Origin of the sequence: Advenella faeciporci (genome assembly GCF_014652395.1) — a bacterium.
Taxonomy (GTDB): domain Bacteria; phylum Pseudomonadota; class Gammaproteobacteria; order Burkholderiales; family Burkholderiaceae_B; genus Advenella; species Advenella faeciporci.
Genome location: NZ_BMYS01000034.1, coordinates 1 through 15632 on the forward strand (window position 1 = coordinate 1; position 15632 = coordinate 15632).

Below are 15632 nucleotides of genomic sequence, written 5' to 3' on the forward strand. Positions count from 1 at the left end.
CGCCAGTACATGTGGTTTTAACGGTGTCGCGGATACCCACGATTTCAATCTCTTCACCCACCTTGATGATACCGCGCTCGATACGGCCGGTTACAACAGTACCACGACCGGAAATAGAGAACACGTCTTCAACGGGCATCAGGAACGTACCGTCAACCGCACGCTCAGGAGTTGGAATGTAAGAATCCAGGGCTTTGGCCAATTCCAGAATGGCTTGCTTGCCCAATGGGCCTTCGTCACCTTCCAGCGCCAGCTTGGCTGAACCCTTGATAACAGGGGTATCATCGCCTGGGAAGTCGTATTTGCTCAGCAATTCGCGAACTTCCATTTCAACCAGTTCCAGCAACTCTTCGTCATCAACCATATCGGCTTTGTTCAGGAACACGATGATGAAGGGAACACCCACCTGACGTGACAGCAGAATGTGCTCACGTGTTTGTGGCATCGGGCCGTCAGCAGCTGAACAAACCAGGATCGCGCCGTCCATCTGGGCAGCACCGGTGATCATGTTTTTAACATAGTCAGCGTGTCCTGGGCAGTCTACGTGTGCGTAGTGACGTGTTTCGGTTTCGTATTCAACGTGTGAGGTGTTGATGGTAATACCGCGTGCTTTTTCTTCAGGAGCCGCGTCAATTTGTGAGTAGTCTTTCGCTTCACCGCCGAACTCTTTTGACAGAACAGTACAAATTGCTGCTGTCAATGTTGTTTTACCGTGATCCACGTGACCGATCGTACCTACGTTTACGTGCGGTTTGGTACGTTCAAACTTACCTTTTGCCATGATCTATTATCCAATAAACTATATTTGAATGAGATTGAATTGTCCGGCCCCATATGATTGCTGAGTGCCGGACGCTTGAATTAAATTACTACTTGGAGCGTGCGCTGATAACTTCATCAGCCACGTTTTTAGGAGCTTCAGCGTACTGCTTGAATTCCATTGTATAGGTTGCGCGACCTTGTGTCTGTGAACGCAAGCTGGTTGCATAACCAAACATTTCAGCCAAAGGCACTTCTGCCTTGATGACTTTACCGCCACCGATAATATCGTCCATACCCTGAACCATACCACGACGGGATGACAAGTCACCCATTACGGTACCGGCATAATCTTCAGGTGTTTCCACTTCAACTGCCATCATGGGTTCAAGCAGCACAGGCTGTGCCTTGCGCATACCTTCCTTGAAAGCCATTGAACCGGCCATACGGAACGCATTCTCGTTAGAGTCAACGTCGTGGTATGAACCGAAGAACAGTGTCACTTTAACGTCTACGACGGGGTAACCGGCAACCACACCGGCACTCAGGGTTTCCTGAATACCTTTGTCTACGGCAGGAATGAATTCACGTGGAACCACACCACCTTTAATGGCGTCAACGAATTCATAGCCTGCACCACCGGGTTCCAGCGGCTCAAGTTTCAGAACAACGTGACCGTACTGACCACGACCGCCTGACTGTTTGACGAACTTGCCTTCAACTTCTTCGCAAACCTTGCGAATGGTTTCACGGTAAGCAACCTGTGGCTTGCCAACGTTGGCCTCAACGTTGAATTCACGCTTCATGCGGTCAACCAGAACCTCAAGGTGGAGCTCGCCCATACCTGAAATAATGGTTTGGCCTGATTCTTCATCACTGCGAACGCGGAATGAAGGATCTTCCTGGGCCAGACGGGACAGGGCAATACCCATTTTTTCCTGGTCGGCCTTGGTTTTTGGCTCAACAGCCTGGGAAATAACAGGCTCGGGGAATACCATGCGTTCAAGCACGATATGATCACCCACATCACACAGGGTTTCACCGGTCGTTACATCTTTAAGACCAACTACAGCCGCGATGTCACCAGCCAGAACCTCCTTGATTTCCTCACGGTTGTTCGCATGCATTTGCAGAATACGGCCAACACGTTCTTTTTTGCCTTTAACCGAGTTGAAAACTGTTTCACCTGCATTCAGGACACCTGAATAAACGCGAACGAAAGTCAGCTGACCAACGAACGGGTCTGTCATCAGTTTGAATGCCAGTGCAGAGAATTTCTCTTTGTCATCGGCTTTACGATGGATGATATTGCCTTCATCGTCTTCACCCTGAACTGGAGGGATATCAACGGGAGATGGCAGGAAATCAACCACAGCGTCAAGCATGCGCTGAACGCCTTTGTTTTTAAAGGCGGTACCGCACAACATTGGCTGGATTTCGCAGGCAATGGTACGGATACGGATAGCCTTGATGATCTCTTCTTCGCTCAGGTCACCTTCTTCAAGGTATTTGTTCATGAGCTCTTCAGAGGCCTCGGCAGCGGTCTCAAGCAGGTTTTCACGCCATTCATTGGCTTGATCCACCAGCTCGGCAGGGATATCGATGTAATCGAATTTGGTACCCTGGCTAGGCTCATCCCAAATGATGCCTTTCATCTTGATCAGGTCAACCACGCCCTTGAATTCATCTTCTGCACCAATCGGGATAACGACAGGTACGGGATGCGCGCGCAAACGGGTTTTTAACTGATCGTACACTTTGAAAAAGTTTGCACCGGTACGGTCCATCTTGTTCACGAATGCAAGACGGGGAACCTGATATTTGTTTGCCTGACGCCATACGGTTTCAGACTGCGGCTGCACACCACCCACAGCGCAATAAACCATGCATGCACCGTCAAGAACACGCATTGAACGCTCTACCTCGATGGTAAAGTCAACGTGTCCGGGGGTGTCAATGACGTTAATACGGTGCTCTGGATAGTTGCCGGCCATGCCACGCCAGAATGCTGTTGTAGCAGCAGACGTAATAGTAATACCGCGTTCCTGCTCCTGTTCCATCCAGTCCATAGTGGCAGTACCCTCGTGGGTTTCACCAATTTTATGGTTAACACCGGTATAAAACAGAATACGCTCTGAGGTCGTTGTTTTACCGGCGTCAATGTGAGCGGAAATACCAATATTACGGTAACGTTCGATGGGGGTTTTGCGGGCCATTGTAGTGTCCTTAAATTACCAGCGGAAATGAGAGAAGGCTTTGTTAGCCTCTGCCATTCTGTGAGTGTCTTCACGTTTTTTCATTGCAGCGCCGCGACCTTCTGCAGCGTCCATCAATTCACCGGCCAAACGCAAATCCATGGATTTTTCACCACGTTTTTTGGCGGCTTCGCGCAACCAGCGCATGGCAAGCGCCAAACGGCGAACCGGACGCACTTCAACGGGAACCTGATAGTTGGCTCCGCCCACGCGACGGCTTTTAACTTCGACAATAGGTTTAATGTTGTTAATTGCCAGGTTGAAAACCTCGATAGGCTCTTTGCCTGTTTTGGCCTGAACCTGGTCAAGCGCACCATAAATAATACGCTCTGCAACTGCTTTCTTTCCTGAAAGCATAACAACGTTCATGAATTTGGCGAGATCTACACTACCGAATTTTGGATCTGGCAGGATCTCACGTTTGGGAACTTCGCGACGACGAGGCATCTTACTTCCTTTGTGACTGTTTCAGTTGAACCACTTTCGTGGCCGTGGCTGGCTATTTAGAACTCAGCCCCTTACATACCGCAGTAAATTTTTTCTCACGCAGCTGCGGCTGCACGCTTACCACCTATTGGCAGGAAGCATTAACAAACCAGCTTAAGCTTTTTTAGGACGCTTGGCACCGTATTTGGAACGAGACTGTTTGCGATCTTTAACACCTTGCAAGTCAAGGGAACCGCGAACAATGTGATAACGCACACCAGGCAAGTCTTTTACACGACCGCCGCGCACCAGCACGACAGGTTAAGCGAACTTTAGCTACTTTACGCATAGCTGAGTTTGGTTTTTTAGGTGTTGTTGTGTAAACACGGGTACAAACACCACGGCGTTGTGGACAGTTTTCAAGCGCGGGGCTTTTACTGTTCACGCGGCTAGTTTCGCGCGCCTTGCGCACGAGTTGACTAATGGTAGGCATGACCTTGCTTGTCCTATTAATGTACAAAAACATGTACTGGATTTATATATATCGTCTGTTTAACGTACTGACTTTAATGTACGCCAGGCTTTAGAGAGATTTGACATGCGTGATTGCAGATCAAGACTATTCTAAGCTAGGATTTGTTGTTTTATCACCCGAATAGCCAACTTGCCCGCAAATTTTAACAACCTGCAGATAAGCAACCACAAAGAGCGATAAATTGACCATGGCCTTGTTAAGGTTTAAGAATTAAACCAAACAACCAACCACTTTCCAACCAGTTTACACCCAAAATAAAACGGGTTTAGACTAATTAGCCCGTCACGATACCACATTTAACAAAAAAAAGTCAAGGAGAAAATCTTATTATTATTTTCAACAAAAAACATTGGCTTTCATAAACTCATCGCATGACATGTCAAGCATAGTCAATAATATTTTATTAAATTGCATATATAATTTTTTTCCTGCTATCTTCTTATCTAGATTAGACTAGACCAGATAAAAGTAATAATTATTTACATTTCAGACGATTGAAATTTATATAAATTCATAAAAATTACTGTAAATAATTGATATTGTAAAAATAGTTTTACAGGGGATTTATATTCAATGATCATAGCCTCAATAGAAGACGACACGGTCCAGGCACAATATATAGCGCATACATTAGCTGAAGCCGGGTTCAAAAGCAAGCATTTTACAACCGGCAAAGAGTTACTGATTGCCTTGAAAAAATCCGAACACCTGGATCTGCTCTTACTGGATTGGGAATTGCCCGACATTTCAGGCAAAGACATCGTTATATGGATACGTGCCAATCTGGGAAACCAGTTGCCCGTGATTTTTCTGACTAATCGCAACCAGGATCAAGATCTGGTTCAGGGGCTGAATGCCGGTGCCGATGATTATCTTACCAAACCTTTCAAATCACCCGAACTGATTGCCCGCATCAGGGCCTTGTTGCGCCGCAAGAATGCAGAAACCACCTTGAGCACCCTCCTGCTTGGGCCATATTTGTTAAACCCGCAAATACGCGAAATTACCCTGCACGGGGAACCTGTCCAGCTGGCACCCAAAGAGTTTGACCTTGCCTATCTTTTTTTCAGCAACATCGGGCGACTTTTTTCACGGGACGCAATCAGTACCGCCATCTGGAACCGGGAAATACCAGCCACTTCGCGCACCCTCGACACGCATCTGTCAAACATTCGCCAGAAACTGCACATCAGTCCGGAAAATGGCGTCCGTATCGTTTCATCCTATGCCCTGGGCTATCGGATGGAATTAATCAAAAAAACGTTAGACAGCACCCCCGCAACCTGAATAACAGCCTATTACCTTGAAAATCAACACACTTATCAGTTTCCTGCTCTTGAATATTACCGCATTGCTTATGCATAACGCCCAGGCACAGCCTGCCGGCGCGCATGGCAACAACTTCCTGTATCAAATCAAACACGGAGAGACCCTTTCCTCTCTGTCCGAAACATTTACAACCAACCAGTCTAACTGGCAAGCCATCAAACGAAACAACTATATTGCCAATACCCGGAAAATTCCAACCGGCATGACACTCAGGATCCCCTTCACGCTTATTGATGAAGTACCTGACCAGGCAACAATTATTTATCTCACCGGAAACGTGCTGGTCAATAACCGGCTTATTGGCAAAAATCATCTTATTTCCGAAGCCGATACCATTACAACCGGCAAACAAAGCAACATCACCTTTGCGCTTTCCGATGAAAGCAAGGTGCAAATCCCCCCCGACAGTACGGTCTTTGTAGAGCGATTACGAAAATTTCGTGGCACTGGCCTGATCGATTCCATTTTCAATATTGAAAGCGGAAAGCTGGCAGCCCATGCCTCTCCCAACAAAACCGGGGTGGGCCGTTTTGAAATTCGCACCCCCGTCAGTATCACAGGGGTACGCGGTACCGTGGTTCGGGCCGAGGCCTCCCCTCAGGCTGGCTCCTCAAGCGAACTGCTGAACGGCAAAGCGGCCTTTATCCCTTCTGCATCCAGCCACCAATCCGTACATCTCAATGCCAACCAGGGTATTACGGCAAACAACAAAGGCCAAGCCGGTGACATTATTGAGTTATTGCCACCTCCAGAGATCCGGCTCAGTCAATCCAGCCCTTTCGCATTCAAGGTAACTATCCTGCCTGTTTCGGGTGCAACAGCCTATCTGGTTCGTGTTTCAAATGACATTTCCGGCTATGATGTCCTATATACGGATACGGTCCGCAAACCTGAAACCAGCGTTACCGGGCCGGGAAAAGGTACTTATTATGTTTCAGTCCGCTCTATTGACAGCAATCAGCTTGCCGGTGCTGATGCCGTCCAGCCTTTCACCATTACTGCCACAGGCATCATGACAGAGTCCGGTGTTTCAATTGGCACGCAATCCGGTCCTTTGCTGCAAAGGCAATACTAGCAGCCGGGCCATTAAAAATGAAACGAATTAAAAAGCGTTATGGTCTCGAATGGCTGGTCATCAGCCTTTTCGTCCTGGCCATCACCGCTTTTCTTTCCGTCTTTAAAAGTTTCCCACTTTTTGACGCCCGCCTTTACGATATAGCCATCCAGCTTACCCAGGATAAACCCGCTTCCCGGGAAATCGTCATTGTGGCCATTGATGATAAAAGCATTGCGGAAATCGGGGTCTGGCCCTGGCGGCGCTCGGTCCATGCCGATCTTCTTGCCCACCTGCAACACAGCAAGGCCGTCGCGTTCGACATCAGCTTCATGGGCACGCGGCATGGTTATGAGCAGGAAAATGAAATCTTTGCCAATGCCATCCATAATCATGGCCGTGTCATCCTGGCCAACTATTTCTCTGCAGCCGGCAACCTGCCCAACAACCCTGAGCCTGAATTCGTGCAGGCAGCCAAAGGTCTGGGTTTTATCAATATCAGCATTGATCCTGATGGCCTGGTGCGGCGTGTTCCCCTGCAAAAAGTGCAAAATGACGGAAGCATGGCCTATCACCTGAGTCTGGCCATGTTAAATGTGGGCGGGGAACAGGAACTGGTTAAACAAACCTTGCAAAAGACCGGTAACCGCGATGCGGCCATCCCGTTTATCGGTTCACCGGGCCATTTTCAAATACTGTCTTATGCCGATGTACTGAACCAGCGCGTTCCCGATACTTTTTTCAAGGATAAATACGTCATTATTGGTGTCTGGGGCAGCGGCCTGGGGGACCAGTTTCCCACGCCAACTTCATCAAAAAGCCTGCACATGTCGGGTGTGGAAATACTGGCCAACAGTTTGCAGGCAAGCCTTGATCAAACCTGGATCAAAGAAACCAGCCCGATACCTGATCTGCTGCTTTGCCTGTTGCCAATGCTGATTTTATGTTTTTTCCTGAAAAGTTCGTCCCCCCGAACCATTCTACTGCTTAGCGTCCTGACGGCAATCATTATTATCCTGACACATGGCCTTGTTATGTTCCAATTAGGCATATGGCATAGCCCCTTACCTGCGATGCTGGGAATCTTGCTGTTATACCCTCTCTGGAGCTGGCGCACCCAGGAAATGGCGCTTTATCAGATGCACCGTGAAATTGCCGAGCTTAACGAAAAAGAACCCCTGTTTAAAACCGAAATTAAAAACTGGCAGGTTGTCAATTATGGCAAATCCCTTAATGACCGGCTTTCGGAATTCAGGGGAATTATGGAGTAAGTCCGAAATTTGCGCCAATTCATTATGGATGGCATCAATCGCATGCCTGATGCCATTGCCGTTTTCGACCTGAACCATCAGCTGCAATTCACTACCGATACCACCAAAAATTATATGCAAAAGGTGGGGGCCCGCATCCCCGAAAAAAACCAGGACCTGGCGCAATTTCTGATGCCCGTTATATCAGACACCGAACAACGGGCTGAAATTCTTGCGGATATCAACAACATCAATACCCCCGAAGAGCGACAAACCAGCCTGCTGGAGGAACTCAGGGAAAACGGTGTTGAAATCAAGGATTGCATTGAACAGAACCTGCTGCTGAAATATGTCAACACCTATTCCGGCAGCGGTGAGCATATTGGCTATATCCTGAGCCTGAATAACATTACCCCCATCCGCCAGGCCGAACGCAAGCGGGAAGAAACACTGCGTTTTCTTTCACATGATATGCGTGCCCCACAAAGTGCCATTCAGACCCTCATTGAGCTGCAAAAAAATCCTCAGTCCGCCTTGCCCGATGAACTGTTTTTTCAACGCATCAACGATCTTTCCGGTCGAACCCTGAAACTGGTTGACGACTTCCTGCAATTGACACGCGCCGAATCCATGGAACTGAACCTGGTGCCCGTCAACCTGACTGAATTGCTGGAACACATCATCAGTGAATACTGGGGAATCAGCCAAAAACGCCATATCAATATGACCAGCGACTTTGGTCACGAGCTTGCCTTCACCCAGGGAGACCATGTCCTTTTATCGCGCTGCTTTGTCAATTTAATTGATAACGCCTTCAAATACAGTCCGGACAACACCACGATCCATTGCTCCATCCATCGCCAGGGTACGTATTGGCAAGTCCGGATCAAGGATCAGGGTATCGGGATTTCCGAAAAAAACCAGGCCACGATTTTCAATTCATTTTTTCGTGTATCTGGCCCAGACAGTCGGGTGAACGGTGTTGGACTGGGATTGTCTTTTGTGAAAACCGTCATACTGCGTCATGATGGCCAGATTCAGGTTGACAGTGAACCTGGCCATGGAACAACTTTTATTGTTAATTTACCGCGGGACGAACACGAAGAATCTGTTTAGCCTTTTCAATCACAGGCATATCCACCATCTTGCCATCAAGCTTGAAAGCGGCAAGACCGGTTTCATTGGCCATATCCAGCACGCGGGTGGCCCAGGCCTTTTCCTCTTCGGTCGGTTCAAAAACCTCATGGATAACGGCAATCTGGGATGGATGAATGCACAACACGCCGGCATAACCCATGCCCTTGGCAAAAGCCACCGACTTGGCCAGACCCTGGGTATTGGCAATATCCGGAAATACGCCATCAAGCGGAGGCAAAATACCCGCCGCACGGCTTTGGATGGAAATCTGGCAACGCACATGATCCAGCAAAGCGCGGGCACCCTCAGAGTCGTCATCCATATTCAGGTCCAGTGCCAGGTCAAGGGCGCCGAATGACACTCTTGCCACGCCGGGTGTACGGCATAATTCAGCAAGATTGGCAATCCCCGCGGCGCTTTCAACAATGGGATAAACCGGTTTACCGGCACGGGCCGCCAATTCTATCTGACGTGAGTTTTCCGCCTTGGGCAACATGACGCCGGTAATATTGTCAACGCGGCCACACATGGCAATATCCGCATCAAACCACTGGGCCCTGGCATCATTGACCCGAACCAGAAAACGGGCTTCGGGGTTAGCCCTGGCAAACGCCTCCAGATTTTCACGGGCGCTGTCCTTGGCATTAAACTCAACCGCATCTTCAAGGTCGACAATCACACAATCGGCGCCACTTTGCAGCGCCTTGGGAATGCGGTCAACCCGCGTCGCGGGTACAAACAATGCAGATCTTGACAAACTCATTACACCACTCCCTGTTCACGCCATCCCGCAATGGTTTGTGCGTCATAACCCAGTTCGCCCAGGATTTTTTCAGAATGCTCGCCCAGGCCTGGCACCGCATCAATGCGGTACTCATAGGCATTATTCACGCCAGGCGGCAACAGCGTTGGCAATTTACCCACCGGACTGTCCATTTCACGCCAGCGATTGCGTGATTTCAATTGCTCATGCTCCCAGACCCCTTTCATGTCGTTAACAGAAGCATTGGCAATCTTGGCGGTTTCCAGCAACTCAATGACCTGATCCTTGTTCATGCCGGCAAAGGTGTCAACAATTATCTGCTTCAGGGCGTCACGGTTGGCCGTGCGCAAGGTATTGTTGGCAAAGCGCTCATCAGCGGCCAGCTCGGGTTTACCCAGAACCTGCTCGCAAAACACTTTCCATTCGCGTTCATTTTGCAAGCCCAGCATGATGGTTTGACCGCCCCCGGTCGGGAAAGGACCATAAGGATAAATAACGGCATGCGCCGCTCCTGCCCGCACCGGCGGTTCCTGGCCTTCATAGGCATAGTACAGCGGGAAGTTCATCCACTCGACCATGCTTTCCAGCATGGAAACATCAATACGACTGCCCAGGCCGGTTTTTTCACGCAACAATAGCGCAGACAGAATATTGGTATAGGCATACATGCCAGCGGCAATATCGGCAATAGAGCAACCCGCCTTGGCCATCTCATCCTTACTGCCCGTTACCGATACAAAGCCGCTTTCACTTTGAATCAACAGGTCATAGGCTTTTTTCTTCTCGTAAGGACCACCCTCACCATAACCGGAAATATCGCACACAATCAGTCGGGGATATTTTTCGTGCAGGGCCTCAAACGACAAACCCAAACGGGCGGCGGCACCGGGTGCCAGGTTTTGCACCAGCACATCCACCTGAGGCAGCAGTTTTTCCAATACCTCACCAGCCGCCTCATCTTTAAGATCCAGCGTCAGACTTTCCTTGGAACGGTTGGTCCAGACAAAATGAGACGCCATGCCCTTAACGCGTTCATCATAATTACGGGCAAAGTCTCCAACACCCGGACGCTCCACCTTAATCACGCGCGCACCCAGATCCGCCAGCTGACGGGAACAGAACGGTGCCGCAATAGCGTGCTCAAGACTTAATACGGTGATACCTTCAAGCGGTCTAACACTCATTTGTTTAATTCCTTAAATAATTTTATTTATTTGAAAATCACTTCACCAAGCTGGGCAACCGAGCCATCCTGCTGGGCCCACACGGACGCCTTGCCATCTTCCTTGATGGCCCCTTCCGCCCTGAATGGTGAAGGACTGATCAAGGGACGCGCACCACGATAAGAAAAGCCGGTCACCGTTTTATCCGGATTGGCATCGGTAAACGCCCGCAGCACGCAAGTGGCAATCAGGGGACCATGCACCACCAGACCGGGATAACCCTCAACCTCGGTCACATAAGGGTAGTCATAATGAATGCGATGGCCATTGAAAGTGACCGCCGAATACCTGAACAGCATGGTGCTGGTTGGCACGATCTCGCTAGACCACTGGGCCGCTTCGGCTTCAGGCGTGCCTGACAGTTTTGGAGGACTGGGCTCGCGGTAAACAATATCCTGTTCTTCAGAAATGCACAATTCGTTGTTCTGGGTATAATCGTGCCTGACCGTGACAAACAACAACTTGCCGGTTGAACCGCTTTTTTCTTTAATAGCCGTTATGGTGGACGTACGGGTTGCATCCTGACCCACCACCAGTGGCTTGATAAATTGAACCCGGCCACCGGCCCACATACGGTTGCGATTGTCAGCAGGTGGCAAGAAGCCACCCCGTTGCGGATGCCCGTCAGCGCCCAGCTCATCCAATGGTAATGGGTCCACGAACAGCGCCCACTGCCACAAATGTGGCAAAGGCTGGCCATTTTCGGGCACCGGCGCATTCAGGCTAAGGGCAATTTTCTTGACATGGGCCGGGTTGATAAACTCGCCATAACTTTCCTGACGGCCCAGCCAGTCATTCAAATTCACACCATTCTGTTCATTACTCATTTCAGTCTCACAATTACACTTTTAAATATCAGTAACCGTCAAGCATGCCCCAGAAACATGCAAATGTGAATTCTTAAAACCGAAAAGGGGGGTTTTCAGAAAGATAAGGCCGCTGGCACTAACCAGCGACTTTGCCCGCCTTTTTCTCTTTCTGCTCAACGTCTTCCCGCATCAGCTGCACCAGATCCTGGGCAAACGGCGGGAGCTTTTCAAGGTTGCGCACGCAAACATGCAGCTGGCGAAATGCCCAGGCATCGGTCAGATGAATAATTTTTACCGGCATGGTCACCGCATAGCGAAACGCCGCGGTTTCAGGAATCACGCCAATGCCTACCTGCGCCGCCACCATCCGGCAGACTGCTTCAAAACCACCCACTTCTACCCGGAATTTCAGGGGCACACCCAGCATGTCGGCGGCATTACGCAAAAAAGCATGAATGGCGCTCCACTCCGATAAACCGACATAATCATAAGACAGGGTATCGGCAAAAGCGATTTGATCAAACCCCGCCAACGGATGATTCTGGTGCGTAACCAAAACCAGGTTATCGGAACGGTACGGCATAAAAGTCAGGCCATCGGCCACCGTGTTTTCAGAAGGCTCCACGCCGGCAACCACACCTACATCGGCCATGCCTTCGGCCACGGCCTGCACGATCCGGTAACTTAAACGTTCACGCAGTTCAATACTGACATCGGGGTGACGGGCCAGGTATTTACCCAGGATGGCCGGCATGAATTCGTTCATGGCCGTGGTATTGGCATACACCCGCACCTTGCCCTTGATGCCTTGCGCAAATTCGCTGATATCGCCTCGCAGGTGTTCCAGTTGACGCATGACAATATGCGCATGACGCACGAATGCCTCGCCCGAAGGCGTTAGCGTGACTCCCTGGCTGTTCCGGTAAAGCAAGGCGGTACCCAGACTGTTTTCCAGATTCTTGATCCGGTTACTGGCAGCCGGCAATGACAGAAAAGAACGTTCCGCCCCTTTTGTCAGGCTATTAACCTCACTGATATTAACCATCAACTGCATATCCGTCAGGTCAAAATGCATTGCCATTTTTCAGCTCCTTAATAATTTGCAAAGCCATACTTAATAAAACATCAATAGTCAAAGCCCAGGAACTCAGGCACATTTACATCATTGAATATATCCATTTACCGTTATTACCCGTTATCTAGGAAAGATCTACTATGCAACACCAAGCCGATGCTTATCAGGATATTCGCGATGCCATCCGTGACCTATGTTCACAATTCCCTGCGGAATACTTCAGGAAAGTCGATGAAGAACGCGCCTATCCTGAAGAATTCGTCAATGCCCTGACCGAGGCTGGCTGGCTGGCCGCATTGATTCCCCAGGAATATGGTGGTTCGGGCCTGAGCCTTACCGAGGCCTCCGTTATTATGGAGGAAATCAACCGCAACGGGGGCAATTCGGGTGCCTGTCACGGACAAATGTATAACATGGGTACAGTGCTGCGCCATGGCTCCCTGGCACAGAAACAGAAATACCTGCCTAAAATCGCCACCGGTGAATTGCGCCTGCAATCCATGGCGGTTACCGAGCCCACCACCGGCACCGACACCACCAAAATCAAGACAACCGCGGTCAAAAAAGACGGCCGCTATGTGGTGAATGGCCAGAAAGTATGGATTTCCCGAATCCAGCATTCTGACCTGATGATTCTGCTGGCACGCACCACGCCTATCGAACAGGTCACCAAAAAATCCGAAGGCATGTCGATTTTCATCGTTGACATTGCCGAGGCAATGAAAAACGGCATGACCGTGCGCCCCATTCCCAACATGGTCAACCATGAAACCAACGAACTGTTCTTTGACAATCTGGAAATTCCTGAAGAGAACCTGATTGGCGAAGAAGGCAAAGGCTTCAAGTATATTCTGGACGGCCTGAACGCCGAGCGCACCCTGATTGCCGCCGAATGTATTGGTGACGGTTACTGGTTCATCGACAAGGTCAGCGCTTACGTGAAAGAACGCGTCGTGTTCGGTCGCCCGATTGGCCAGAACCAGGGCGTGCAGTTCCCGATTGCCAAGGCCTTCATCAATATTGAGGCTGCCAGCCTGATGCGTTACGAAGCTGCTCGCCGCTTTGACGCTCACCAGGCTTGTGGTACCCAGGCCAACATGGCCAAATTGCTGGCCTCTGAAGCCTCATGGGAAGCCGCCAACGCCTGCCTGCAATTCCACGGTGGTTTCGGCTTTGCCAATGAGTACGACGTAGAACGTAAATTCCGTGAGACACGTTTGTATCAGGTAGCGCCTATCTCTACCAACCTGATCTACTCGTTTGTGGCCGAACACGTACTGGGCCTGCCACGCTCATTCTAATCTGGCCACTATAAAAACCGGGCGGCTTTCGGGGCGCCCGTTTCTTCACTCCATTATTGAATTTTATTGCGATCATGACTACTCAAAGTGAACAGCTGGCTACGTTTGCCGCCAACTTGCAATTCAGTGATATACCCGCCCATGTCATCGCCCGTTGCGAAGACCTGCTGCTGGACACCCTTGGTTCAATCCTGGCCGGCTCTACCGCCCGCCCGGTAAAAACCATTGACGCTTTTGCCAAGCTGCAAGGCCCCACCACCGGTAAAAGCCAGGTGCTGGGCAATGTCCGCAGCACCACTGCCCTGTTTGCCTCTCTGGTCAACGCTGCCGCTGCCCATATGGTAGAGCAGGACGACGTGCATAACGGTTCGGTATTCCATCCCGCCGCAGTGGTATTCCCACCCGCACTGGCGGTGGCCCAGGAAATTGGCGCCTCCGGCAAAGAACTGCTAACCGCCTGCGTGGCCGGTTATGAAGTGGGTATTCGCGTTGGTGAATTCCTGGGCCGTTCACACTACAGGATTTTCCATACCACCGGCACGGCTGGTACCATTGCCGCTGCCGTGACCGTGGGCCGTTTGCTGAAACTGAATCCTGAACAAATGCTGGATGCCATTGGTTCGGCCGGCACCCAGGCGGCCGGTTTGTGGGAATTCCTGCGCACTGCTGCCGACTCCAAACAGTTGCACACCGCCAAAGCGGCCGCCAATGGCCTGATTGCCGCCTACCTGGCCAAAGACGGTTTCACCGGTGCCAAACAGATTCTGGAAGGCGCTCAGGGTATGGGTGCCGGCATGTCTACCGATGCCGATCCGCGCAAGCTGGTTGACGGCCTGGGTAGCCGCTGGGCATTACCCGAAACCTCTTTCAAATACCACGCATCCTGCCGTCATACCCATCCGGCCGCAGATGCCCTGCAAGTGGTGATGAAAGAAAACAATCTGTCTGCCGGCGATATTGCCAGCGTGGTCACCCACGTGCACCAGGGTGCGATTGACGTGCTGGGTGCGGTGATCAAACCTGAAACCGTTCACCAGTCCAAATTTTCCATGGGTACCGTACTGGCCCTGATCGCCATCCAGAATTTTGCGGGCCTGGCTGAATTTGACGCAGCCCTGCACGACGAACAGGTGGGTGCTTTCCGTGAAAAAGTCACGATGGAACTGGATGAAGAAGTGGATACTGCTTACCCCAACCGCTGGATTGGCAAGGTTACGGTTACCACCAATGATGGCCGCGTGTTCAAGGGCCGTGTGGACGAACCCAAGGGCGATCCGGGCAACACCCTGAGCCGCCCTGAAATTGAAGACAAGGTCATGCGCCTGGGCCAATATGAAAACGCGGCACCTGTTGAAACCATCAAACACCTGATTGATTATGTCTGGGACTTGCAGAACAAGGACGTCATAGAAGCACTGGTTTAAGGCTTGCCAAAAATCTGAATTTGTACGATCTCTAGTGGAGTAGACTTTGTCCCTGCGTAACAGCAGGGATTTTTTTGCTTGAAATAATCTCCCCGATCAATAATATATTTATATAATATTTATTTATATAAAAATTGCATGAATATGCTGTAATGTTGTGCTGTGTACTCGTTCCCACGCTCTGAACTGACCCCCAAAAGTTGGACACCCATTCAACTTTTAGGGGTTTTTCAATGGAAAAATATGATGTGCAATTCAAAGTCAAATTAGTAAAGGAGTATCTGTTCGGCGA

The 15632-nt window shown here is 50.1% G+C and carries 13 protein-coding genes and 1 pseudogene; 6 read left to right on the forward strand and 8 right to left on the reverse strand.

The window, feature by feature from the left end; translation table 11 throughout:
- From IE074_RS14295 to IE074_RS14310, 4 genes and pseudogenes are all read right to left on the reverse strand, one after another.
- Positions 1-781 (reverse strand): elongation factor Tu (locus IE074_RS14295; RefSeq protein ID WP_189386125.1); only part of this gene is annotated, 781 nt, incomplete at its 3' end.
- A gap of 88 nt (positions 782-869) precedes the next feature.
- Positions 870-2975 (reverse strand): elongation factor G, encoded by a 2106-nt coding sequence (gene fusA, locus IE074_RS14300; protein WP_189386126.1) that lies wholly within the window; start codon positions 2973-2975, stop codon positions 870-872.
- A gap of 15 nt (positions 2976-2990) precedes the next feature.
- Positions 2991-3461: a 30S ribosomal protein S7 gene (rpsG, locus tag IE074_RS14305; protein ID WP_189386127.1), complete on the reverse strand. Its 471-nt coding sequence runs from the start codon at positions 3459-3461 to the stop codon at positions 2991-2993.
- A 153-nt stretch (positions 3462-3614) separates the two neighbouring features.
- Positions 3615-3933: pseudogene (locus tag IE074_RS14310) on the reverse strand (30S ribosomal protein S12).
- A gap of 615 nt (positions 3934-4548) precedes the next feature.
- Between IE074_RS14310 and IE074_RS14315 the strand changes: the two are divergent.
- From IE074_RS14315 to IE074_RS14330, 4 genes are read left to right on the forward strand one after another with little or no spacing between them, the layout of a single operon-like run.
- Positions 4549-5262: a response regulator transcription factor gene (locus IE074_RS14315; protein WP_189386128.1), complete on the forward strand. Its 714-nt coding sequence runs from the start codon at positions 4549-4551 to the stop codon at positions 5260-5262.
- Between the two features lie 16 nt (positions 5263-5278).
- On the forward strand, positions 5279-6379 hold the full coding sequence (locus IE074_RS14320) for a FecR family protein (RefSeq protein ID WP_189386129.1): 1101 nt from the start codon (positions 5279-5281) through the stop codon (positions 6377-6379).
- Positions 6380-6396: 17 nt separating this feature from the next.
- Positions 6397-7629, forward strand: coding sequence for a CHASE2 domain-containing protein (locus IE074_RS14325; protein WP_189386130.1), 1233 nt, complete (start codon positions 6397-6399; stop codon positions 7627-7629).
- A 9-nt stretch (positions 7630-7638) separates the two neighbouring features.
- The gene (locus IE074_RS14330; protein WP_189386131.1) at positions 7639-8724 is read left to right on the forward strand and encodes a sensor histidine kinase; all 1086 of its coding nucleotides are present in this window, start codon (positions 7639-7641) and stop codon (positions 8722-8724) included.
- Here the strand turns inward: IE074_RS14330 and IE074_RS14335 are convergent.
- The 4 genes from IE074_RS14335 to IE074_RS14350 all read right to left on the reverse strand — a co-directional run bounded on the left by IE074_RS14335 (position 8687) and on the right by IE074_RS14350 (position 12621).
- Positions 8687-9508, reverse strand: coding sequence for an HpcH/HpaI aldolase/citrate lyase family protein (locus tag IE074_RS14335; RefSeq protein ID WP_189386132.1), 822 nt, complete (start codon positions 9506-9508; stop codon positions 8687-8689). The genes IE074_RS14330 and IE074_RS14335 overlap by 38 nt on opposite strands.
- Complete coding sequence (locus tag IE074_RS14340; protein WP_189386133.1) at positions 9508-10692, reverse strand: CaiB/BaiF CoA transferase family protein; 1185 nt, start codon at positions 10690-10692, stop codon at positions 9508-9510. Before IE074_RS14340 ends, IE074_RS14335 begins: the two co-directional genes overlap by 1 nt.
- Positions 10693-10718: 26 nt before the next feature.
- Positions 10719-11558, reverse strand: coding sequence for an HTD2 family dehydratase (locus IE074_RS14345; protein ID WP_229794042.1), 840 nt, complete (start codon positions 11556-11558; stop codon positions 10719-10721).
- A 118-nt stretch (positions 11559-11676) separates the two neighbouring features.
- Entirely contained in the window at positions 11677-12621 is a 945-nt protein-coding gene (locus tag IE074_RS14350; protein WP_189386134.1) for a LysR family transcriptional regulator, read from the reverse strand.
- 134 nt (positions 12622-12755) lie between these two features.
- On the opposite strand from IE074_RS14350, the gene IE074_RS14355 reads away from it, so the two are divergent.
- On the forward strand, positions 12756-13916 hold the full coding sequence (locus IE074_RS14355) for an acyl-CoA dehydrogenase family protein (protein ID WP_169295616.1): 1161 nt from the start codon (positions 12756-12758) through the stop codon (positions 13914-13916).
- A gap of 74 nt (positions 13917-13990) precedes the next feature.
- Complete coding sequence (locus IE074_RS14360) at positions 13991-15340, forward strand: MmgE/PrpD family protein (protein ID WP_189386135.1); 1350 nt, start codon at positions 13991-13993, stop codon at positions 15338-15340.
- Positions 15341-15632 lie beyond the last annotated feature (292 nt).